Here is a 20,758-nt window from a genome sequence, read left to right as displayed (position 1 = left end):
TATACCCATGCCCCGTTTCCTGACTCTGGCGGATGTCGCCGAACAATTGCAGATCAACTCACCCCAGGCGTATGCGCTGGTGCGCAGCGGAGAATTGAAGGCCATCCAAGTGGGAGGCCGCGGCCAATGGCGCATCGAAGAGAAGATGCTTGAGCAGTACATTGAGGAGCGATACGCCGAAGCCAGCCGGATGATCGAAAGATCCAAGACCAAAAGCGCTTAGGCATTAGTCGCTCGTGGCTGCCTGACGGCCGGCAGGCAGCCTTAGTAGTCCTGTCCTCCCAGGGAACGGACCGCCACCAAAGCTGCGAAGGGCACGGTGACAACCGAGACCACGGCACCCGCCCGCCGCGCCTCGCCCCTGGTCACAGCCACATCAAGATGGTCCGACCCAACCCTGTCAATGACACCCTCAAAGACGCGGCTGACCTGACCTGCCGAAGCGACATGCACAGCAACCTCCGCCCGGTTCCTGGCCAGGCCCCTGAGGGCACTGGCCATAACCAGGCTTCCTCCGACACCCGGGGACGGCTTCCGGACCAACCGACCCAAGCCTTCGAGAAAGCTGACAGACCACCAAGGCACCAGCCATTGCCGGGTGCCCTGGGAAATAACCAACCAGTCCTTGCCCAAATGTCCAAGGACTCCCGCAATGCGCTCGCCACTAACAAGTACCAACACCAATTCGTGGCCAACAGCACCTCGCAGCCGGTCTCCGAGCGCAAGCTGTGCCAGTTCAACGCGGGCCCGTTCGGTGATTTCCGCTTCCTGCATCCGCGTGTGTTCCCCGGAAAATTGTGCTTCCAAGTCCTCAAATAGAGAGTCCCATCTCATCTGCCCAGAGTAGGCTCTACACCAGGCCCGCACCAAGGCGACGCCCAAAAGCCTGACATGGCGATTGGACAAAGCAACCAAACATGTCAAGAATGGCCTAAATGCATCAAACATCATCAAAACGCATGATACGGGCAGGGACTGAATGGGCAAGGGTAAAGCTCCACAACGGAACGACGTTGCTGTCGCCGGGACAATTCTCGTCTTGGGCGTCCTCTTGGTACTTGCGGGGCAGCTCCTGACGGACCGCGGCCATGCTGGCGCACCGCAAGCCCTCAGTGTGGAACAACTTCTTGGCCTCACGGCCAACGTCCTTGGACTGGTCGTTGTGGCCTGGTGGCTCTTGACCTTCGTGCTTGCTTTCCTGGCCGCCACATTGCAAAGGTCGGGTCGGAGATCCAAGGCCAGGGTCGTAGCGAAGTACAGCCCCGGGTTCATGCTGCGCCTCACGTTTGCTTTGCTGAGCGTCAACTTGCTCGGCGTGGCAGCAGCTCACTCCGACACACCACCGGAACCCGGCTGGCATCCCGGCATCTCAAGCACACCAGCACACGGAGCGCCCGAATGGCAACGTTCCGAAGGTCAGCCCACCCCGCAGTGGATGCCAAGTCCGCAAATCGTCGAACCTGGACTACTGAGCCGCTCGGCTTCCCGGGACAACGCCTCAAGCACTCCCCGGAAGGCCGGCATCGTTGTCATGGACGGAGATACCCTCTGGTCCATCGCAGCCCACCGCTCCGGACCGCTGGCAACTGACGTGGAAATCGCAAGGGAATGGCCCCGCTGGTACGAGGCCAACCGGTCCACCATCGGCGATGATCCCGCTGTCCTCCGTCCGGGCCAAGTGCTGCAGCCACCGCCAATGGGCTGAGCCACCGTCATCAGCTGAAGACTGTCCGCTCAGGGACACCGTTCACGCATCCAAAGCCAATCCCAGAAGAAGCCACTTGAGCCAGGCAATCCCCACGCCGGGCTCTGAATGCCTACTCCTGAGGATTGACCATGACTGCAACCACGGCTCGCCGTCTCACGGCTGTCCCGACGCCGGCACGAACGGCCGCCACGCAAGGCGCCGGTGCGGCAAATGTCGATGTCCGCTTGGTGGCACGCAGCATCGCACAAGCAGCGGTCGAAGTCCTGGCCGGCACCCGGCCCGTGCAACAACTCGCACGATTCCTGGATGCCGACTGCTATCTTGCGCTCCAGCACAGGGCTGGCCTGACAAGGGACTTCGTCGTCCGGTCCCGGGCCCCGCAACGGATCCACCTGAGTCCAATGGTCCGTTCCGTCCGTGTTTGCCGCATATCTGACGAGATCCACGAGGCCACAATCGTGGTTGCAGAGGATCTGCGGTGCCGGGCGATAGCCATGAGGCTGGAGCTCTCCGCCAGCGCGTGGCAAGTAACAGCGCTGGAGATCGGCTGAGGCACGCTCGATTGACGGAAGGAAGGCCCGTGACCGTCCAACCTGGACGGCTACGGGCCTCCTGTTTTCACGCAAGGCGCTTGTGAAAAGCTACCGGCGCTTCTTCTTTGCAGGCTTACGCTGCTCCTGGGCAGCTGCCTTGGCAGGATTTCCAGAACGTCCGGAGGACCTGGCCTCGATGCGCGTCTGGGTAGCTCCGTCTTCACCGGGCGCGGTGTACTGCAGCTGCGCGGGGCGTTCGGGCGCTTGCAACCCAGCCGCGCGGATCTGCGGATCGTGGTGTTCCGTGTGGGCGCCTGCGGCGGTGTCGTCCGCCACTACGACGTCTTCGGCCGGGGTGACTTCCACCTCCAGGTTGTACAGGAAGCCAATGCTCTCCTCGCGGATGGCTTCCATCATGCCTTGGAACATGGTGAAGCCCTCACGCTGGTACTCCACCAACGGGTCACGCTGTGCCATCGCCCTCAAGCCGATGCCCTCCTTGAGGTAATCCATCTCGTAGAGGTGTTCCTGCCACTTGCGGCCCAACACGGAAAGCACCACGCGACGTTCCAGCTCGCGCATGCTCTCGGCGCCGATGGCTTCTTCGCGTGCCTGGTAGACCAGCCGTGCGTCGGAAAGGATCTCTTCACGAAGGAACTCCGGTGTGACCTTCGACTTGCCACCGGCCTCGTCAATGATCTCCTGGGCAGTGACCGTTGCCGGGTACAGCGTCTTCAGGTTGGACCACAGCTGGTTGAAGTCCCAATCGTCGCCCGTTCCCTCTGCTGTGGCAGCGTCGATGAGGGAATTGATGGTGTCTTCCAGGAAGTACTGGACCTTCTCGTGGAGGTCGTCACCTTCAAGGATCCTGCGGCGGTCCCCGTAGATGGCCTCACGCTGCCGGTTCAGGACGTCGTCGTATTTGAGGACGTTCTTGCGCTGTTCAGCATTGCGGGCTTCCACCTGGCCCTGGGCCGACGCAATGGCACGGGACACCAGTTTGGACTCCAACGCGACGTCGTCCGGAACCGAACTGTTCATCAGCCTCTCGGCGGCGCCGGAGTTGAACAACCGCATGAGGTCGTCCGTGAGGGAGAGATAGAACCGCGACTCGCCGGGGTCGCCCTGGCGGCCGGAACGTCCACGCAACTGGTTGTCGATGCGCCGGGATTCGTGGCGTTCCGTGCCCAGGACGTACAGGCCCCCGAGGTCCAGGACTTCCTCGTGCTCGTCCTTGACAGCCTGCTTGGCGGCGGACAGCGCCTCAGGCCAGGCGGCCTCATAGGCCTCCGAGTTTTCCTCCGGGTCGAGGCCCCTCTTAGCCAGTTCGGCGATGGCGGTGAATTCCGCGTTGCCGCCCAGCATGATGTCCGTACCGCGGCCGGCCATGTTGGTTGCCACGGTGACGGCGCCCTTGCGGCCGGCTTGCGCCACAATGGAAGCTTCCCGCGCGTGGTTTTTCGCATTGAGGACCTCGTGGCGGATGCCCTCCTTGGCCAGGAGCTTGGAGAGGTACTCACTCTTTTCGACGCTGGTGGTGCCTACCAGGACCGGCTGGCCGTTTTCGTGCCGCTCCGCGATGTCCTTGACTACGGCGTCGAACTTGACGATCTCGTTCTTGTACACGAGGTCCGACTGGTCAATGCGCTGCATGTCACGGTTGGTGGGAATGGGCACCACACCCAGCTTGTAGGTGCTCATGAACTCGGCCGCCTCTGTCTCGGCCGTACCGGTCATGCCGGAAAGCTTCGAGTACATTCGGAAGTAGTTCTGCAGCGTGACCGTGGCCAGGGTCTGGTTTTCGGCCTTGATCTCAACGTTTTCCTTGGCCTCGATGGCCTGGTGCATGCCCTCGTTGTAGCGGCGTCCGGCCAGGATGCGGCCTGTGTGTTCGTCGACGATCAGGACCTCGCCGTCGAGGATGACATAGTCCTTGTCCCGCTTGAAGAGTTCCTTTGCCTTGATGGCGTTGTTGAGGAACCCAATCAGCGGAGTGTTGGCGGACTCGTAGAGGTTCTGGATGCCGAGGTAGTCTTCGACCTTTTCGATGCCGGCTTCCAGGACGCCGACGGTGCGCTTCTTTTCGTCCACTTCGTAGTCCACCTCGGGCTGGAGGCGCAGGACCACCTTGGCGAACTCGCTGTACCAGCGGTTGGTGTCTCCTTGGGCCGGACCGGAGATGATCAGCGGTGTACGGGCCTCGTCGATCAGGATCGAGTCCACTTCATCCACGATGGCAAAATTGTGGCCGCGCTGGACGAGTTCACTTGCGTCCCACGCCATATTGTCGCGCAGGTAGTCGAAGCCGAATTCGTTGTTGGTACCGTACGTGATGTCCGCGGCGTACTGCTCGCGGCGAACAGCAGGGTCCTGGTTGGCCAGGATGCAGCCACTGGTAAGTCCAAGGAAACGGTAGACACGTCCCATGAGTTCGGACTGGTACTCCGCGAGGTAGTCGTTCACGGTGACAACGTGTACGCCCTTGCCGGTGAGGGCGTTCAGGTAGGCCGGCGCGGTGGCAACGAGCGTTTTGCCCTCACCGGTTTTCATCTCGGCGATGTTGCCCAGGTGCAACGCGGCGCCACCCATGAGCTGGACGTCGAAGTGCCGCATTCCCAGGGTGCGCGACGACGCCTCCCGGACGGCGGCGAACGCTTCGGGGAGGAGGTCGTTCAGGGCCTCGCCGTCTTCATGCCTGGAGCGCAGGCGATCTGTTTCCTCGCGGAGTTCGGCATCGGAGAACGTCTTGAAGGACTCTTCAAGGGCATTGATGGAATCGGCATAGTTCCGCAGTTGCTTCAGGGTTTTTTTATCACCCGTGCGGAGAAGTTTTTCGATTAGTGATGCCACGTGAAATTACTCCCAGTCTCATGCTGCCGAATTCTGGCTGTTTCAGTCTACGGGAGAGACCAAGGCCACGTTGTCGGTTTTCCCTGTCAGCGGATTGTCTGCGGAGACCAGCCGGGAAGGCCTTGCGGACACGGCCTCGGCGAGCCCGGCAGCAAGGTCGCCAACGGGCTCCACCACTATGTCCTGCAGTCCCAACCATTCGGCCATGAGGTTGAGTTCGGCAGAAAGCTCGACGGCGGTGTCCGCCGGGGCACCTGGCTCGCCGAACGCCGAACGGACCAGGAGGCGTCCGGTTGCCCTGTCGGCTTTAAGGTCCACCCTGGCAACCATTTCTTCACGAAGCAGGAACGGCAGGACGTAGTAGCCGAAGCGTCGTTTGGCTGCCGGAGTGTAGATCTCAATGCGGTAATGGAACCCGAACAGTTCCTCAAGGCGGCGTCGCTCAAAAACCAGGGAGTCGAAAGGACTCAGCAAAGCACGGCCCTCGGCCTTGCGCGGGACCCTCGCTTCGACATGCCGGTAGGTATCCCGTGCCCAGCCCCGCACCGATACTTTCTCCAAGCGTCCAGCCTCGACCAGCCGCTGGACTGACGCCGCACCGGCTTTCACTGGCGTCCGGAAGTAGTCCGCGAAACACCGCACTGTCCCGATTCCGTGGGCACGGGCTGCGGCCTCGATCAACCGGTCCATGGACTCTTCCAGGTCCGTGGACGGGGCGGGGTCCCCGGGGTAGACCCTTGAGGTCAGCGTGTAGCGCCGTTCGAATTGTGTGGTCCTGGAGGCGGCCGAGATGCGCCCTTCCTCAAACAGGTGTTCAAGCACCCGTTTGACCACGTTCCAGTTCCAACCCCAGTTATCCCGTCCCGGGTCCTCGTCGTGTCCCAAGGTGGCGGTCAACTCAGCGGCTGTCATCGGCCGGCTCCCTGCCAGTACGGCCATGATCCTGGCTTCCATGTCCCCTCGGATGGCCGGGTCCATGCGGTGTGCGCCCACCCAGACGCGTTTCTGCCACAGCAGCAGGTCCCGGAAGTGCTCCGGCCTGATGAAACTGGCCTCGTGTGCCCAGTACTCCATCATCTTTCGGGGTGGCCGCCCTGCCATGGCCTGCAGGATCGCGGGGTCATAGCTGCCCAGCCTGGAGAAGAAAGGCAGGTAGTGGCTCCTCGCCAAGACGTTGACTGAGTCGATTTGTACCAATTGCAGTTGGGCAAAAGTCCGGCCCACCGCCCGTCTTGTGACAGGTCCGGTGGGCCGGGCTTTTGCTAATCCTTGGGCTGCCAATGCCATACGCCGTGCCTGCGAGAGGCTCAGCGAAGCGGTCATTGAAGTCCTTTCATTGGGGCGGCTGTGCCCTACTTGGCTGTGGCCGCCTGATCATCGGAACGGTAAGCGTGGATCTTTTCCTCAACCGCGTCCTCGCCGGGTTCACACGTTGAGTCAAGGGTAATCACACCATAGGTCCAGCCGCTTCGCCGGTAAACCACGGATGGTGCGTTGGTTTCCTTGTCCAGGAACAGGTAGAAGTTGTGTCCCACGAGTTCCATGTTGTCCACGGCGTCGTCGAGAGTCAGTGACGCTGCGGGGAACACCTTCCGCCGGATGAGTACCGGTGAGTCGCCGGCCGGAATGTCGTTCTCGATGTCGTACGGCGACGGTTCATCGGCCTGCAGTACGGGAGCCTGGTGGTTGCCTGCTTCGGCGTAGATCGGCTCACTGGCACTGGCGGGCTCAAGGGATGCCGTTGCTTCCCGGACTGCCTTGGGCGTGTGCCGCCCGTGGTGCACCTTCTTCCTGTCCTTGGCACGACGCAGCCGTTCAAGGAGTTTGTTGTAGGCGAGATCGAAGGCAGCAAATTTGTCAGCGGCTGTGGCCTCTGCGCGGATTACGGGGCCGCGGCCCAGGACGGTCACTTCAACGGTGAGCTGGCCAGGTATCTGGCGTGGGTTGGTTTCCTTGGAAACCTTGGCGTCTACCCGCTGGACTTTATCCCCAAGCGACTCAATCTTTGAGATTTTCTCGCCGGCGTATTCGCGAAAGCGATCGGAAACGGTCAGGTTTCGTCCGCTGATCATGAACTCCATGGTGCCCTCCAAATAACTCAGGTGACACGACAACGACTCTGTTTGGGGCCGGTCTGACGGACAGTCGAGCCCCTTTCCGAGCCGCTATCGACAGGTACATCTGTTCTTGGTACCCATAATCGACGTTAGTTCATCGGCACGAGTTATTCATCCTTTGGCCACTTATTTTTTGTTTGCGTCTTCTTCACTGCGGAGGGCTCGTCCCCAGCAGCGAAAGAGGCGTAGGCTGGTGGCCTCGTGGCCGCCAGGACAATGGCACCGCAAACCGTGGCCCCTGCCGCTTGCAAGGCCCTGTTTGCTTCAGCCAAGGTGGCCCCGGTTGTCAGGACATCGTCAACAATGATGCACTTCCTCCCTCGGACTTTGGACCGGAACGCCGGCTTCACAACCATGGAACCGGCCACCCGCCGTGCCCGTTCCCCACGGCCGAGTCCTTTCTGGCCACCGGCGCCTGGCCGCCCGGCCTGACCCACAACCGCATCCATGGCCATGGCGAAGAACACCGTGGCCTCACGCACCTGGAATCCAGAGAATGGAACGACGCCCTTCTTGCGCAAGGCGTCCCATGTGGGGCAATCCTCCAGGAGGCGTCGACGCCGCACCGCGGCCAGCAGCACGTTGACAGGACTGAATCCACGTTTGCGGAACGCTTTTCCGCTGCTGGGTACCGGAATCAGGACCAGGCCCTGTTCCCGGCCAACGGCAGCTTTGACTGCCCTGCCCAGGCACGGTCCCAAGACCGTGGCCATCCGTCCTTGGCCGGCATGCTTGAACGACAGGATTGCCGTGGCAAGCTCGTCCCGGTAGGGCCCCGCAGCAACCACGCCGAGTTTCGCGGTTCCGTTGAGCTCCACCAGGTAGGGCGATTCCTGCTCGGCGCGGAATGGGTTCCTGCACAGCAGCCGGATGCGCTTGGCACAAATGCCGCACAGCACGGTGTCTTCGACCCCGCAACAAACGCATTCCACCGGAACCAAGACGTTCAGGACCTCGCAGACCCCCAGTTGGAACGCAGAGACGATCCGGGCTACCCGGCGGGCAGGGTCACCGCGCCTGGCCGCCATGACGGGGAATCTTCCTTCAAGGTCGGGATCCACCCTCGCCTTCGGGCTTTTGCGCACGTTAACGCCGGAGTTCCTTGGGCGAAGGCGTTGGGAAGACATGTTCCAAGCTTTCCAGTGCAGGACAAGCCCGGCACCGACACCCGGCCGCTATGTGGAAAACAAGCGCCTAGCCCGGGAATGCGGGTTCGGTGGGACCCTTCAGCTGCAGTTCCCAACCGTTGCCGACGCGCTGGAAGACTCCGGCCGCCGACTGGCCGTAGATCTGCTCAGAACCGTTTCCGGCGCTCAGGCTGGTGAGCCCGTCCCACGGCGCCAGTTGCTGCGGATCCCCAGAGGCCAGCGAAAGCAGTTCCGGCACAACCGTCCCCGTCGCTGACGCGGCCATCACAACCACCGTGGACCCGTTGACCCATGCCCCCTGGTCCGGAGACGAATTGGTGAAGAGGGTGACGGGCGCCGTAAGGTCCTTGGGCGTCCCATCGGGGTTCCGGACGATGCCGGCCACTTGGACCGCCGTCTTGCCGCTGGCCACCGAAATGATCAGTGCCCTGGCGCCCTCGCGAGAAACCCTGAATTCCTTGACGGTCCGTCCGGAAAGCCAGGCTGGTGTGATCGTGGCGGAAGGGATGGCCATCCCCTGTGCTACCCCCGTTGGTTTGAACGCCACGATTTCGGTAGCTCCGTTGGCCCCGGGACCCGCCGTCCACACCCAATCCTGGGGGCTGAACGAAGGACCGGTTAGGGTACTGCGTGTTGTCAGCTGACGTGCCGGCTGGCCCGGTTCAATCGAGTAGAGGGTTGTCCGGTCTCCATTGAGGAAAGCCGCCGTTTGCGAAACGGGTGACTCCGCCGGCGAATGGGGTCCCAGCCCGGCTACAGATTGGATGTCCGGAAGGGGCGAGACCCTGTTGTTCTCGTAACGGACCAGGTCTCCGTTGTTGACGGCGATTTGCCGGGCCGGGACACTCTTGTCCACCACCGGCGGCAGGACCGAACCGTCGTCGTCCACGCGTACCAAATCCTGGTCCGCGCGGAGCTGGACGTTAATGACATCCGGCTGGCTCCTGAACGTCAGCGCCAGCTGGTTCTGCATCCGCTGCCGGTCTTCGGCCGAGGCATCGAAAAGCTCCTTGGCGGACAGGTCCACCTGGGCAGCACCGGAAACCACCGGGACCGACTCCCGCGCGAGTTTGATGCCCGACGGGAAGGCGCTCACGACGGCGCCACGCAAGTAGGGTGCCGGACCGGCCAGCAAAGCGCTGGTCATCGACTTGACGGTCTTCTTCTTGATGAACCACCGGTAGTCGGGAACCGCATACGTAAACGTGGGGTCATAGAAGTAGATGGGGTACGCCCCGTAGATCACCTTGAAGGTCTCCTCGGGGATGGCCGTGCCATCGGGCACTTTGGAGATCCGCCACTCCCCCTCAACTTGGTCAAGAGTGACGGGTATCGATTCCTTGGTCCCCGGCGGGTACTGGGTGGCGATGCCGTCGGCGTCCACGGAATAGGCGAGGTCGAGTTCGTAGACGTATTCGTTTTCGACCGCGGTTTTGACCACCTGGGCTTCACGGAAGACCAGGGCCCGCTTGTCCGGCTTCCAGGTCACGGATTGCGCCTGGGTCAGGTACTGCCGTGCCACAGGGTAGTCGTCTTCATAACCGCTGCCGGCCATGTAGAAGTCCTCGATCACCGCTTCCGGGCTGGCACCGGCCCGTGGCGCTGCCGGGAAGAAGACCGGGGCGTTCGAATTTCCGGCGCTCTCGTCCTTGCTCTTGCCCACGGGCCCGGACCGCGGAATCTGGGCGCAGGACGCCAGGAGGACCACGAGGACTGCCATCACCGCGATGGCTACCCGCCGGAGGGACTTGGCTGCATTCATTCCTTGCCTCCCGGGGTGCTGGGCGGCAGCTCGGAACCGGCAGGGTCACCGTGTGTTCCGGACGTGTCCGCCGCCGGGCCAGGATCCAGGACGAGCAATTGATGTTCGATGCCGGTGTCCGGGAGGTCGATGTCCGCCGGCTCCAACTGGAGCGGCGACTTGAGGATGGTTCCGCCTTGGCGCAGGGGAAGCGTCAGCCGGAAGTTGGAGCCGGCCCCCTTGCGTCCCCACGCCTGCAGCCAGCCGTTGTGGAGTTTGGTGTCCTCCGCCGCGATCGAGAGTCCAAGGCCGCTGCCGCCCGTTGTTCGGGCACGGGCGGGATCGGCACGCCAGAACCTGTCGAAGACGCGGGCGGCCTCGGCCTGGCTCATCCCTATTCCGTGGTCACGGACGGCCACGGCAACGGCATCCTGGTTGGCGGCAACCGAGATGTGGACCGGCCGGCCTTCACCGTGTTCCAAAGCGTTGAGCAGGAGATTGCGGAGAATACGGTCGATCCGGCGGGAGTCCATTTCCACCACGATGGCCTTGTCCCTGGCGTTCAGGCGGACTTCGGAGCCATACTCGGCTGCCACCGGCGCAGCGCCCTCCATGACGTGTCCGAGGACCTGGAAAATGTCCTGCGGCTCGGCATCCAGGATGGCCGCCCCCGCGTCGAAGCGGGAAATCTCCAGCAAATCGGAGAGCAGCGACTGGAACCTCTCCACCTGGTTGTAGAGCAGTTCCGCCGACCTCTTGTTCATGGGGTCGAAATCTTCGCGGGCATCGAAAAGTACCTCTGCCGCCATGCGGACAGTGGTCAGCGGCGTCCGGAGTTCATGGGAGACGTCGGAAACGAATCTCTGTTGCATCTGGGACAACGTGGCCAGCTGTGTAATCTGCTCCTGCAGGCTTGCGGCCATGTGGTTGAACGAGGCACCAAGGCGTGCCACTTCGTCCTCGCCTTTGACCACCATGCGCTCCTGGAGTTGGCCTGCCGCCAATTTTTCGGAGACTACTGCAGCGTGGCTGACAGGGCTCACGACGTTTCGCGTCACATACCAGGCGATGGCACCAATCATGAGGACCAACGCGGCGCCACCGGCCCAGAGGACGTTCTGGATTTCGTCCAGGGTCTTCTGGGCGGTGTTGAGGTCATAGATCAAATAGAGCTCATACATGGTCCCGTTGAAGGTGACCTTGTTTCCCACGGCAATGCCCGGCCGGTCCTCGTTCCCTACGGGAAACTCCATCGACGCCCAGAACTGCTGCTTGCCGCCGTCCTGGACGGCCTTCCGCAGTTCCGGTGGAATGACCCGCACGGTCAGTTGGTCGGAGGCCCGGGACTCCACCCACCGGTTGCGTGGCTTGGTTTGCTCGGGAACTGCTTCAAAAACATAGCGCCGTTGAATAACGGATCCCCGGCCCTCGACTGCCGTAAGCGTGTCGTAGACCAAGGTGATGACGCTGGACTGGTCGGTGACCTGCGCGCCGTCGAACGTGTCCTGGACCTGTTTGACGTTGTAGCGCGATTCCGATTCCGCCTGGGCCAGGCGCTCCTGGAAGAGGTTGTTGGCGATCTGGTTGGAGAGGTAGGCACCAACGATCGCAAAGGACGTGATGGCAAGCAGCAGCGTGGTAAGCACTGTCCTGAACTCGAGGGACCGCCGCCAGCGCCGCAACAGCGACCGCCACAGGAACCGGAGGCCCGGCCGGATCTGGCGTATTCCGATCGCCACGAGACGGGAAACCCGAAGGACAAGGATCAGCCCACGCCGCGTCCAGATCCTTGCCCTGGTGGCCAACCATTTCACAGTTCCACTGTTGCGGCGGGAGCCGGGGCCCATTGGTTCTTCAGGAGTTTCCCCAGGGTTCGCCAAAGGTGCCCCGGTGGTCTCCGGGGCTGAGGCTCCGCGCTTGGCCCCGGCCGTTTCGGCCTCGCCGGCGGGTGAGTCAGGAACCTGCTTTATATCCGACACCACGCACCGTCAAGACAACCTCGGGCGCTTCCGGATCACGCTCAATCTTGGAACGCAAACGCTGGACATGGACATTCACCAATCGGGTGTCGGCAGCGTGCCGGTATCCCCACACCTGTTCAAGGAGCAGCTCCCGGGTGAAGACCTGCCACGGCTTACGGGCCAGGGCCACCAAAAGGTCGAATTCAAGAGGGGTCAGCGAGATGCGCTCCCCGCCACGGGTCACCAAGTGGCCCGCAACGTCAATGGTGACGTCGGCGATGCGCAAGGTCTCCGGCGCCTTCTGCTCACCCGGACGAAGGCGGGCCCGGACGCGGGCAACAAGCTCAGCAGGCTTGAAGGGTTTGGGTACGTAGTCGTCTGCGCCCGATTCCAAACCACGGACGACATCCGAGGTGTCGGATTTCGCGGTGAGCATCACGATGGGAACATCCGACTCGCCACGTATCTGGCGGCACACTTCGATTCCGTCCGAACCGGGAAGCATGAGGTCGAGGAGGACGAGGTCCGGCTTGGACGAACGGAAGACGTCGAGGGCTTGGCCGCCGTCTGCGCAGAACACGGGCTCGAAGCCGTCATTACGCAGGACGATGCCAATCATTTCTGCGAGCGCTTCGTCGTCGTCTACTACCAGAATGCGTGCCTTCATAGTTATATGTTCCCTTATCGACAACCCTTTGTCCTGTTGGCGGGGGCGCACGGCATGGCGTCCCCCAGGAGCACTTCCACCGTACTGCACCGGCAGGAACACCTCCTGCATGCGGGGAATCATGCGAATGCTAGGAGTGATGGCAAAGGGATTATAGGCTGGGTTCCAGGTCCGTTTGGGGGACGTCGAAGGTCGGCGGTCGGGGCCTCATGGGGAGGAACTCGTGACACAACCAGAGCATGGCCAGCCGCCACAGGCGGGCGGACAGGCGGGGTGGGGAAGCCAACCGCAATGGGGCGGTCAACCGCAGTGGCCGGCGCCTCCCGGGCACGGTCCCTGGCAGGGCCAGGCCCCCAATGGAATGCCCGGCGCGCAGCCCCAGCCGTATGGGCAGCCGTACGGTCCACAGCACGGCCAGCCCTACGGTCAGCAACATGGCCAACCTTACGGCCAACCACTGTACGTCGCTCCGCCCAAACCCGGGGTCATTCCCCTGCGGCCCCTGCAGTTCGGCGAGTTCTTTGACGGCGCCTTCCAGACCATCCGCCGGAATGCCGCATCGATGGTGGGCTCGGCCCTTATTGTGCAGGCAGCCAGCGGGATCCTTGGCGGCGTCCTGACCGTGGCAGTGCTGCCGGCCCTGGAGTCACTGCAATCCGTGAACCGGCGCGCAGACCTCGATGACTTCATGGGTCCGGTCATCGGCTTTATTGCTGCCATTATGGGCGTGGCCATCCTCGCTGCCCTCCTCGGCTCGGTATTGCAAGGAGCCTTCGCCGTGCCGGTCCTGCGCTCAGTGTTGAACCGGCGGACCGGCTTCCGTCAGATGTGGAAACTTGCGGCGCGGCGGATCTGGCCGCTGCTCGGCGTCGCGGCGCTCCTCACCTTTGTGGGCCTCTTGGCTGCTGCCGCAGTTGTGGGAGTAGCCGTGCTCCTGGTGATGGCCATGGGACCAGCAGGAATCGCCTTGGTTATCCCGTTGTGGATCGGCGCGCTGGTCCTTTTTGTCTGGATTGGCCTGAAGCTCATGTTCGCTCCTGCCGCCATCGTGGTGGAACGGGTGGGCATCTATGACGGTCTGCTGCGGTCCTGGCAATTGACCAAGAACAGTTGGTGGCGCATCCTCGGCATCACCCTGGTGGTGAGCATCATGGTTGGTGTCATTGGCAACGTGGTCCAGATCCCGGTGAACCTGGCAACCGAAGGCGTTGGAACGGTGTTCTCCCCACACCCGGACGCTGCCTCCACGAGTTCAAATTTCCTGGTGGCCACCATCATTTCCACCATCATCGCCGTGCTTGTCGGTTCGGTGACCTTTGCCTTCCAGACGTCGGTGACCGCGCTGATCTATGTGGATCTCCGGATGCGGCGTGAGGGCCTCGATGTGGAGCTGATGCGCTTGATGGAGACGGGCGCGGACCCTGACGGCGTACCGGGTGGGCCTCGGGCCCGTCATACCGGTACGCAGCCGCACAGCGGTTCGTGGCCTGTTCCGGGTTCACCGACGCCGGATGTCCCCTATGGGCCACGGCCTCCGGTATGACCGGACTTCTGACGCTGGCCGTCGCGCAAGAACCGCCCGTGGCACCGGACCGGGACGAAGCCCGGCGATGGGCTGCAGAAGAGCTCAGCAAGAGCAAGTATGCAGAAGCGCGTCCCAGTTGGCTGGACCAAGCATGGCGTGACTTCCTTGACTGGCTCAACTCCCTGGGAGGCGACGGCACCCCAGGTGGAAATGGTGTGGCCGTCCCCCTCATCATCACCCTCGCCGTGGTGCTCATTGTGGTGGCCATCATCTTGGTCCGTCCGCGCTTGAACGCACGCCGCAAGACGCCCCCTTCCGGGGTGTTCGGCAATGAGCCGGTAGTTGGCGCGTCCGCGTACAGGCAACGCGCCGCAACTGCCGCAAGGGACGGCAACTGGCGGGCCGCCGTCGTCGATCAATTCCGTTCCCTGGTGCGCTCCGCGGAAGAACGCGACGTCCTGGAGTCGCGGGCAGGCAGGACTGCCGATGAGGCCGCCGCCCACCTGGGCGGGGCATTCGGAGCCATCCGCCATCGCCTGGCCGACGCCGCAAGCGTTTTTGACGCAGTCCTGTATGGCGACCAAGCGGCGCGCGAGCAGGATTTCGAGGCCCTTCGACAACTGGACGTGGAAATGCAGGGCATGTCCCCCACCTACGCTGGGCCTGCCGGCAATGGATTGGCTGTGCCGCGATGACGCTCACCGAGACGTCCGCCGGCGCGCCGTCACCCAAAGCCACCACCAACGGGAGGTCCGGCACCACCTGGGGCAAGTGGTTGCGGAAGAACGTGAAGTGGGTGGCGCTCGCCGTCCTGTTTGCCGCGTTGGTGACGTTCCTCGTGGTGCAGCAGCAAGCGTCTGCGACGGACTCGCGGCCTCTATCGGCCAACAACCCCGGACCGGAAGGCGCCATGGCCTTGGCCGAACTCCTGGGCGGGCACGGAGTCCGTGTCACCAGCACCGACTCCCTTGCCACCACGCTGGACACCGTTGCGGACAATCCGGAGTCCACTGTGCTGGTCTACGACCCCCGGGGTTTCCTGGGCCGGGAACAACTCACCGAGTTGCGGGACTCAGACGCCGCGAAGGTGGTTGCGGTATCACCACGGTTGGGGACCGTGCGCGGCCTCGATGCCCAGATTCAGGCCAGCGGCGTGGTTCCAGATTCGAGCGGCGTGCTGGCTCCCTCCTGCCGCCAGGCCGATGCGACAGCTGCCGGCAACGTTGCCGGCAAAGGCACCGTCTACACGGGCCCGGTCACGTGCTACACCACCAGGGCGGGGGGTCCCGGACTCTACGCAGCCTCCGCCACGGGCAAGGTGGTGGTGCTCGGAAGCACCGATCTGCTCAACAACGCACACCTCGCCGAGGAGGGCCACGCCGCGCTCTCGCTCCGCACGCTGGGCACCACCGGTCACGTCGTCTGGTACCTGCCTGGCGTCGCCGACCTGGAAGCCGACGGTTCCACCCCCACCCTCAATGATCTGGCACCACCCTGGCTGGTAGTCGGGGGTCCCTGGCTTGCCCTCGTGGCGGTACTGGCCATCGCATGGCGGGGACGCCGGCTGGGTCCCCTGGTCCACGAGCCGCTGCCCGTGGTGGTGAAAGCGGCTGAAACCGCGGAAGGCCGGGCGCGGCTCTACCAGGATTCCCGGGCCGTGCAGCGAGCCGCGGACAATATCCGGGCCGGAACTCTGTGGAGGTTGGCCAGGCACTTCAATCTCGGTGCCGAAGCCACACCGGACGCCGTCATTGAGGCTTTGGAACGACGCTTTGGAAGACCCGTTCCGGAGCTCCGTTTCACCTTGCTCGACGCAGAGCCCCAGACTGAAGGACACCTCGTGCAATGGGCACAACACATGGAACGAATCGAACAGGAGGCGACAGCCCAATGAGCAACCAGCCAGGCAGCTACACGGAAAGCGCCGAGCGATACTCCGGCACAGCGGCGCCGGAAGCCGGCCACTCCGGAATGGATGCCGCATCCGCCGATCATCACGGTGTCCACGCGACGGCCAATGGCGCCGGTGACCCGGCCCGGCAGTCGCTCCTGAACGTCAGGAACGAGGTCGGTAAGGCCGTGGTGGGCCAGGACCCCACGGTGACCGGAATGCTTATCGCCTTATTGTGCGGCGGGCACGTCCTTCTTGAAGGAGTCCCGGGTGTAGCGAAGACGCTGCTGGTGCGGGCGTTGTCCACCGCCTTGAGCCTGGATACCAAGCGTGTGCAGTTCACCCCGGACCTCATGCCCGGCGACGTCACAGGGTCCTTGGTCTATGACGCACACTCCTCGGAGTTCTCTTTCCGGGAAGGTCCTGTCTTTACCAATATCCTGCTGGCTGATGAAATCAACCGGACGCCGCCCAAGACCCAGGCCTCGCTGCTGGAAGCGATGGAGGAGCGGCAGGTTTCCGTTGACGGCGTGTCGCGGCCCCTTCCCGAACCCTTCATTGTGGCGGCAACCCAGAACCCCGTGGAGTACGAGGGCACCTATCCGTTGCCCGAGGCCCAACTGGACCGTTTCCTCCTGAAGCTCACCATGCCCTTGCCTGGCAGGGCAGAAGAGATCGAGGTGATCCGCCGCCACGCCGCAGGTTTCGATCCCCGGAACCTCGCCGCAGCGGGCGTGCGGCCGGTTGCCGGCGCCGCTGAACTCTCGCAGGCACGCCAAGCTGTGGCGCAGGTTTCCGCTGCACCGGAAGTCCTTGCCTACATCGTGGACGTGGTCCGGGCAACGCGGTCTGCTCCCTCCTTCCAGCTCGGCGTGTCCCCTCGCGGGGCCACCGCTTTGCTCAACACCTCAAAAGCGTGGGCTTGGCTGTCCGGGCGATCGTTCGTGACTCCGGACGACGTCAAGGCACTGTCCCTCCCGTGCCTCCGGCATCGCGTGGGACTGCGCCCGGAAGCCCAGATGGACGGTATCAACGTGGACGACGTGCTGGGCAGCATCCTGGCTTCCGTTCCGGTTCCCCGGTGATCCAGCTTCCGGCCCGGCACAAGGCCCCTGCGGTGCCACCAAGGAGTGCCGAATGGCCGTAACGGGTCGCTTCGTCCTTCTTGCCTTCGCCGCGTTGGCCCCGGTTGTGCTGTTCCCGTCCTGGTCAACGGTGCTTGTGGTCATCGCTGCCCTGCTCCTGCTTGTCGTCGTTGACGTGGCATTTGCCGCTTCCCCGGCCAAAACCGCGCTGGAGCGTATCCCACCGGCGAACGTCACCTTGGAGAACCACGTGGAATCCGTGGTGGTTATCACCAATCCAGGTCGCCGAAAGCTCCGCGCGATGGTCCGTGATGCGTGGCAACCCTCCGCCGGCGCCATCAACGCCGTCCAGACCCTGGTGGTTCCGGCGGGCGAACGACGACGGATGACCGTCACGCTGGTCCCCCGACGGCGGGGCGAACTCGCTGCACCGCACGTGACCATCCGCTCCCATGGGCCACTGCGGCTCGCCGCCCGCCAGCGGACCCGGCCGCTGCCCGGCCACCTCCGGGTCCTTCCCCCGTTCCACTCCAAACGGCACCTGCCCTCCAAGCTGCGGAAACTCCGTGAGCTCGACGGCAGGGCGGCTGTCCAGATCCGCGGTGCCGGCACGGAATTCGACTCCCTCCGGGACTATGTCCGCGGGGACGATGTCCGTTCCATCGACTGGCGCGCCACGGCCCGGCGCAGCTCCGTTGTTGTCCGCACCTGGCGGCCGGAGCGGGACCGCCGCGTGGTGATTGTCCTCGATACTTCGCGAACGGCCGCCGCACGGATTGAGGACGAGACGCGGTTGGACACGGGCATCGAAGCGTCCCTGCTGCTGGCGGTCCTCGCCGAACGCGGCGGGGACCGCGTGGACTTCCTCGCCTACGACAGGCGGCTCCGCGCACGGGTGGAATCGGCGTCGAAGGGAAACCTCCTGGGACAACTCGTCCAGGCCATGGCACCGCTGGACGCGGAACTGATCGAACTCGATTGGCAGCAGATCCCGGGCCAGGTACGGGCCGTTTCGGCCCACCGCTCGCTGGTGGTCCTGTTGACCGCGCTCGACGGCGGCGCCCCCGAAGAGGGCCTGCTCCCCTTGGTTGCCCAGCTGGCTACCCAGCACGTGGTTGTTGTGGCCTCGGTCCGTGACCCCGTTCTTGCAACGATGAAGGAAGAACGTTCGACAGCGAGCCAGGTTTTCCGTTCGGCGGCCGCCGAACGGGCCCTGCTGGAACGGGCAGCCGTCACGGCGCAGCTCCGGCAATTGGGGGCAGAAGTAGTGGACGCGGATCCACAGGACCTGCCTCCCCACCTCGCAGACACCTACATCCGGCTCAAAGCTGCCGGACGCCTCTAGGAAGGACTCCACGCCATGGGCGATGCCATCTACCAACTGGCTCTGCGCGGCGACTTCGACCGCCTGCAGCCGGAAGTCCGCGACTACTTCTCCCTCGCTGCCGGCTCCGGCACCTACGGCATCGGCCAAGGAGTGTTCGATGTGGTGGGTTGCCGGCAGAAGTGGCTGCGGCCGCTGCTTGCCCTGACGGGCAACGAAGAGGCCTTCTTTCCCGAGTACGGAGAGGGCATTCCCTTCCGGATCGAAAACCATGCCCACGTAGACCCCTTTGGCCGGCCAGCGCTGACTGCACGGCGCGAGATCCATTTCCCTTCCGGTACCCGGCTGTTCCACGACACAACCAGCGCCATCGCGGGTCCGGCGGGGCAGCCGGACAGGCTCGTGGACCATCTGGGCCGCTACCGGCGCCTCGTCACTGATCTGGAGGTCAGTGTCACTCCGGAAGGAAGGTTGCGTGGCGTGTCCAAGGCCAGCCGGCTCTTCCTGGGTCCGATTCGGATTCCCCTGCCGGCCGCCCTCGACGCGCGCGCCTATGCCGAGCAGTGGTGGGATGCAGCAGAAGGCAAGCACCGGATCCAGGTAAAGGTGATCCAACCACAGGTAGGTCTGGTCCTCGTCTACGCGGGTCGCTTCGACTACCGCCTGGTCCCCTACCTTCCGGGGAGTGCGCCCGGGACGGGCCTGCCCCGCTACGCTGAGCCTGACCGTTGGGAGGAACGGATCTAGCCCTGGGCCAGCTGGTCCAGTCCGTCCGCGACGTGTGTCAGCTTGGTCAGTACAGCCTTGGCCTCCGCGGGTTTAAGGCTCTCGAGGCCCGTCGCCGGAGTGACCCGGAGTCCGGACAACGCCGACGCCGGAAGGCCCACCTGCCGCCACGGCCGCCAGATGCGTTCCACGATGTCCGCGGTCCGTGGCAAGGAAGGACCATCGGTGGGCAGTGCGCCCGCCCACACCCGCTTGCCGGATTCCACGGCCGCGGCCAATTGCTCCCACTGGCGTGTGGTCAAGGCCTTCAGTGGGACGGCGACACCGTCCGCTCCCGCTGACAGGATGCGTTCGATCGGCGCTTCGATTTCCGGTACCGATACAACCGTCTCGACGACGCCGGCCGCCTTGAGTGCGTCAAGCACCAGCCGCCACGCGGAACTGACCTCGTCAGCGGCGATCGACCGCAAGGTCCGGTAACCGCTCGCCGTCGGGATGGTTCCGCCCATCACGGCAGCAATGGCAGGTTCATCCAGCTGGACAACAATGCCGGCCCCGGGGACAGCTGCGCGGATCTTCTGCACGTGATCGGCCACTCCGGCAGCCAAAGACCCGGCAATGTCACGACGCGCACCGTAGTCCAGGAGCGCCCGCTCGCCGCTGTGCAGGTACAACTCCGAGGCCAAGGTGAGGGGTCCCACCAATTGGACCTTCACTTCCGTGGCCGAAACGTCTTCTGCTCCTGCCACGTCGGCAAGGATATTGATGTCCGATGCCAGGGCCGACCGGGCCCGAAGGTGGTCCTTTCCGGGCCTGTCCACCAGCCGCCAACCATGCGGTTGGACGTCGATGGCCAAATCCACCAACAGGCTGCCTGTCCGGCCCACGGCGTCGGAACCGACACCGCGGCCGGGCAGCTCAGGGAGGAAGGGAAGGTGGGGCTCGCCCAACTCCCCACGGATGGTCCGGAGGGCCTCCGCAGGGTCACTGCCCGGCCACGGGCCAAGAGCCGTGGCACTGGCCCGCAAAGGGCGCGTTTCCGCCACGCCTAGGCCTGCTGGCTGGAGATCTGGTGGTTCTCGGCAATCGCCTCATGGTGCCGGATGACTTCGCTGATGATGAAGTTCAGGAACTTCTCGGCGAAGGCGGGGTCCAGGTGGGCGTCCTCGGCGAGGCGCCGCAGCCGTGCGATCTGTGCCGCCTCCCGGCCCGGGTCCCCGGCGGGAAGCTTATGGGTGGCTTTGAGGACGCCCACTTTCTGGGTGGCCTTGAACCGCTCGGCGAGCAGGAACACCAGCGTGGCATCAATGTTGTCGATGCTGGACCGGATGGACAGCAGTTCCTCCATGATTCCCCGGTCCACCTGGCCGGACAGGGAACTCGCTGCCGGGTCGAAGGATTCGGTGTCATCAGGGAGGGCGTTGCTCTGCTCGGTCATGCCTTCCAGTCTATGGTGTGCGGCCGGTGGCGCCGTTGTTGTTA

At 63.9% G+C, this 20,758-nt stretch carries 19 protein-coding genes; 9 read left to right on the top strand and 10 right to left on the bottom strand.

What is annotated here, in order from left to right; genetic code table 11:
- The first annotated feature begins 7 nt into the window (after positions 1-7).
- Positions 8-223, top strand: coding sequence for a helix-turn-helix domain-containing protein (locus ACH488_RS03535; protein WP_397322307.1), 216 nt, complete (start codon positions 8-10; stop codon positions 221-223).
- 41 nt (positions 224-264) lie between these two features.
- On the opposite strand, the gene ACH488_RS03530 is transcribed toward ACH488_RS03535, so the two are convergent.
- On the bottom strand, positions 265-774 hold the full coding sequence (locus ACH488_RS03530; protein ID WP_397322306.1) for a hypothetical protein: 510 nt from the start codon (positions 772-774) through the stop codon (positions 265-267).
- A 265-nt stretch (positions 775-1,039) separates the two neighbouring features.
- On the opposite strand from ACH488_RS03530, the gene ACH488_RS03525 reads away from it, so the two are divergent.
- Entirely contained in the window at positions 1,040-1,705 is a 666-nt protein-coding gene (locus tag ACH488_RS03525) for a LysM peptidoglycan-binding domain-containing protein (RefSeq protein WP_397322305.1), read from the top strand.
- A gap of 131 nt (positions 1,706-1,836) precedes the next feature.
- Positions 1,837-2,259 carry an Rv3235 family protein gene (locus ACH488_RS03520; protein WP_397322303.1) on the top strand — a complete coding sequence of 141 codons (423 nt, stop codon included), beginning with the start codon at positions 1,837-1,839 and terminating at the stop codon, positions 2,257-2,259.
- 90 nt (positions 2,260-2,349) lie between these two features.
- Here the strand turns inward: ACH488_RS03520 and secA are convergent, their stop codons facing one another.
- The 7 genes from secA to mtrA all read right to left on the bottom strand — a co-directional run bounded on the left by secA (position 2,350) and on the right by mtrA (position 12,725).
- Entirely contained in the window at positions 2,350-5,091 is a 2,742-nt protein-coding gene (gene secA, locus ACH488_RS03515; protein WP_397322302.1) for a preprotein translocase subunit SecA, read from the bottom strand.
- A gap of 42 nt (positions 5,092-5,133) precedes the next feature.
- Positions 5,134-6,414 (bottom strand): winged helix-turn-helix domain-containing protein, encoded by a 1,281-nt coding sequence (locus ACH488_RS03510; protein ID WP_397322301.1) that lies wholly within the window; start codon positions 6,412-6,414, stop codon positions 5,134-5,136.
- A gap of 29 nt (positions 6,415-6,443) precedes the next feature.
- Positions 6,444-7,172, bottom strand: a complete 729-nt coding sequence (gene hpf / locus ACH488_RS03505) for a ribosome hibernation-promoting factor, HPF/YfiA family (protein WP_397322300.1) — start codon at positions 7,170-7,172, stop codon at positions 6,444-6,446.
- 143 nt (positions 7,173-7,315) lie between these two features.
- Positions 7,316-8,236, bottom strand: coding sequence for a ComF family protein (locus ACH488_RS03500; RefSeq protein ID WP_397322299.1), 921 nt, complete (start codon positions 8,234-8,236; stop codon positions 7,316-7,318).
- A 166-nt stretch (positions 8,237-8,402) separates the two neighbouring features.
- Positions 8,403-10,118 (bottom strand): LpqB family beta-propeller domain-containing protein, encoded by a 1,716-nt coding sequence (locus tag ACH488_RS03495; protein ID WP_397322298.1) that lies wholly within the window; start codon positions 10,116-10,118, stop codon positions 8,403-8,405.
- The gene (mtrB, locus tag ACH488_RS03490) at positions 10,115-11,944 is read right to left on the bottom strand and encodes an MtrAB system histidine kinase MtrB (protein WP_397322520.1); all 1,830 of its coding nucleotides are present in this window, start codon (positions 11,942-11,944) and stop codon (positions 10,115-10,117) included. Before mtrB ends, ACH488_RS03495 begins: the two co-directional genes overlap by 4 nt.
- Positions 11,945-12,050: 106 nt before the next feature.
- Positions 12,051-12,725 carry an MtrAB system response regulator MtrA gene (gene mtrA, locus ACH488_RS03485; protein WP_347107889.1) on the bottom strand — a complete coding sequence of 225 codons (675 nt, stop codon included), beginning with the start codon at positions 12,723-12,725 and terminating at the stop codon, positions 12,051-12,053.
- Between the two features lie 361 nt (positions 12,726-13,086).
- On the opposite strand from mtrA, the gene ACH488_RS03480 reads away from it, so the two are divergent.
- From ACH488_RS03480 to ACH488_RS03455, 6 genes are all read left to right on the top strand, one after another.
- Positions 13,087-14,268, top strand: a complete 1,182-nt coding sequence (locus ACH488_RS03480; RefSeq protein ID WP_397322296.1) for a glycerophosphoryl diester phosphodiesterase membrane domain-containing protein — start codon at positions 13,087-13,089, stop codon at positions 14,266-14,268.
- Positions 14,265-14,945, top strand: a complete 681-nt coding sequence (locus ACH488_RS03475; RefSeq protein ID WP_397322295.1) for a DUF4129 domain-containing protein — start codon at positions 14,265-14,267, stop codon at positions 14,943-14,945. The genes ACH488_RS03480 and ACH488_RS03475 overlap by 4 nt, the downstream gene beginning before the upstream one ends.
- Positions 14,942-16,144 (top strand): DUF4350 domain-containing protein, encoded by a 1,203-nt coding sequence (locus ACH488_RS03470; RefSeq protein WP_397322294.1) that lies wholly within the window; start codon positions 14,942-14,944, stop codon positions 16,142-16,144. Before ACH488_RS03475 ends, ACH488_RS03470 begins: the two co-directional genes overlap by 4 nt.
- A gap of 77 nt (positions 16,145-16,221) precedes the next feature.
- The gene (locus tag ACH488_RS03465; RefSeq protein WP_397322519.1) at positions 16,222-17,226 is read left to right on the top strand and encodes an AAA family ATPase; all 1,005 of its coding nucleotides are present in this window, start codon (positions 16,222-16,224) and stop codon (positions 17,224-17,226) included.
- Between the two features lie 52 nt (positions 17,227-17,278).
- Entirely contained in the window at positions 17,279-18,571 is a 1,293-nt protein-coding gene (locus ACH488_RS03460) for a DUF58 domain-containing protein (protein WP_397322293.1), read from the top strand.
- Between the two features lie 15 nt (positions 18,572-18,586).
- Positions 18,587-19,297, top strand: a complete 711-nt coding sequence (locus tag ACH488_RS03455) for a DUF4166 domain-containing protein (protein WP_397322292.1) — start codon at positions 18,587-18,589, stop codon at positions 19,295-19,297.
- Here the strand turns inward: ACH488_RS03455 and ACH488_RS03450 are convergent.
- Positions 19,294-20,322: a hypothetical protein gene (locus tag ACH488_RS03450; protein ID WP_397322290.1), complete on the bottom strand. Its 1,029-nt coding sequence runs from the start codon at positions 20,320-20,322 to the stop codon at positions 19,294-19,296. The two genes, ACH488_RS03455 and ACH488_RS03450, sit on opposite strands and share 4 nt — an antisense overlap.
- 2 nt (positions 20,323-20,324) lie before the next feature.
- The gene (locus ACH488_RS03445; protein WP_397322289.1) at positions 20,325-20,714 is read right to left on the bottom strand and encodes a chorismate mutase; all 390 of its coding nucleotides are present in this window, start codon (positions 20,712-20,714) and stop codon (positions 20,325-20,327) included.
- Positions 20,715-20,758: the final 44 nt, after the last annotated feature.

It is taken from the genome of Paenarthrobacter sp. NPDC018779 (assembly GCF_044391085.1).
Taxonomy (GTDB): Bacteria; Actinomycetota; Actinomycetes; order Actinomycetales; family Micrococcaceae; genus Arthrobacter.
This window is presented reverse-complemented; position numbering and strand designations above follow the sequence as displayed.

Bases quoted from the DNA above. Each gene is read 5' to 3' on its own strand.
- mtrA (WP_347107889.1), bottom strand. From the start codon at position 12,725: ATGAAGGCACGCATTCTGGTAGTAGACGACGACGAAGCGCTCGCAGAA.
- ACH488_RS03510 (WP_397322301.1), bottom strand. From the start codon at position 6,414: ATGACCGCTTCGCTGAGCCTCTCGCAGGCACGGCGTATGGCATTGGCA.
- ACH488_RS03460 (WP_397322293.1), top strand. From the start codon at position 17,279: ATGGCCGTAACGGGTCGCTTCGTCCTTCTTGCCTTCGCCGCGTTGGCC.
- mtrB (WP_397322520.1), bottom strand. From the start codon at position 11,944: ATGGGCCCCGGCTCCCGCCGCAACAGTGGAACTGTGAAATGGTTGGCC.
- ACH488_RS03535 (WP_397322307.1), top strand. From the start codon at position 8: ATGCCCCGTTTCCTGACTCTGGCGGATGTCGCCGAACAATTGCAGATC.
- ACH488_RS03475 (WP_397322295.1), top strand. From the start codon at position 14,265: ATGACCGGACTTCTGACGCTGGCCGTCGCGCAAGAACCGCCCGTGGCA.
- ACH488_RS03455 (WP_397322292.1), top strand. From the start codon at position 18,587: ATGGGCGATGCCATCTACCAACTGGCTCTGCGCGGCGACTTCGACCGC.
- ACH488_RS03465 (WP_397322519.1), top strand. From the start codon at position 16,222: ATGGATGCCGCATCCGCCGATCATCACGGTGTCCACGCGACGGCCAAT.
- ACH488_RS03495 (WP_397322298.1), bottom strand. From the start codon at position 10,118: ATGAATGCAGCCAAGTCCCTCCGGCGGGTAGCCATCGCGGTGATGGCA.
- hpf (WP_397322300.1), bottom strand. From the start codon at position 7,172: ATGGAGTTCATGATCAGCGGACGAAACCTGACCGTTTCCGATCGCTTT.
- ACH488_RS03480 (WP_397322296.1), top strand. From the start codon at position 13,087: ATGCCCGGCGCGCAGCCCCAGCCGTATGGGCAGCCGTACGGTCCACAG.
- ACH488_RS03470 (WP_397322294.1), top strand. From the start codon at position 14,942: ATGACGCTCACCGAGACGTCCGCCGGCGCGCCGTCACCCAAAGCCACC.
- ACH488_RS03500 (WP_397322299.1), bottom strand. From the start codon at position 8,236: ATGGCGGCCAGGCGCGGTGACCCTGCCCGCCGGGTAGCCCGGATCGTC.
- ACH488_RS03530 (WP_397322306.1), bottom strand. From the start codon at position 774: ATGCAGGAAGCGGAAATCACCGAACGGGCCCGCGTTGAACTGGCACAG.
- ACH488_RS03445 (WP_397322289.1), bottom strand. From the start codon at position 20,714: ATGACCGAGCAGAGCAACGCCCTCCCTGATGACACCGAATCCTTCGAC.
- ACH488_RS03520 (WP_397322303.1), top strand. From the start codon at position 1,837: ATGACTGCAACCACGGCTCGCCGTCTCACGGCTGTCCCGACGCCGGCA.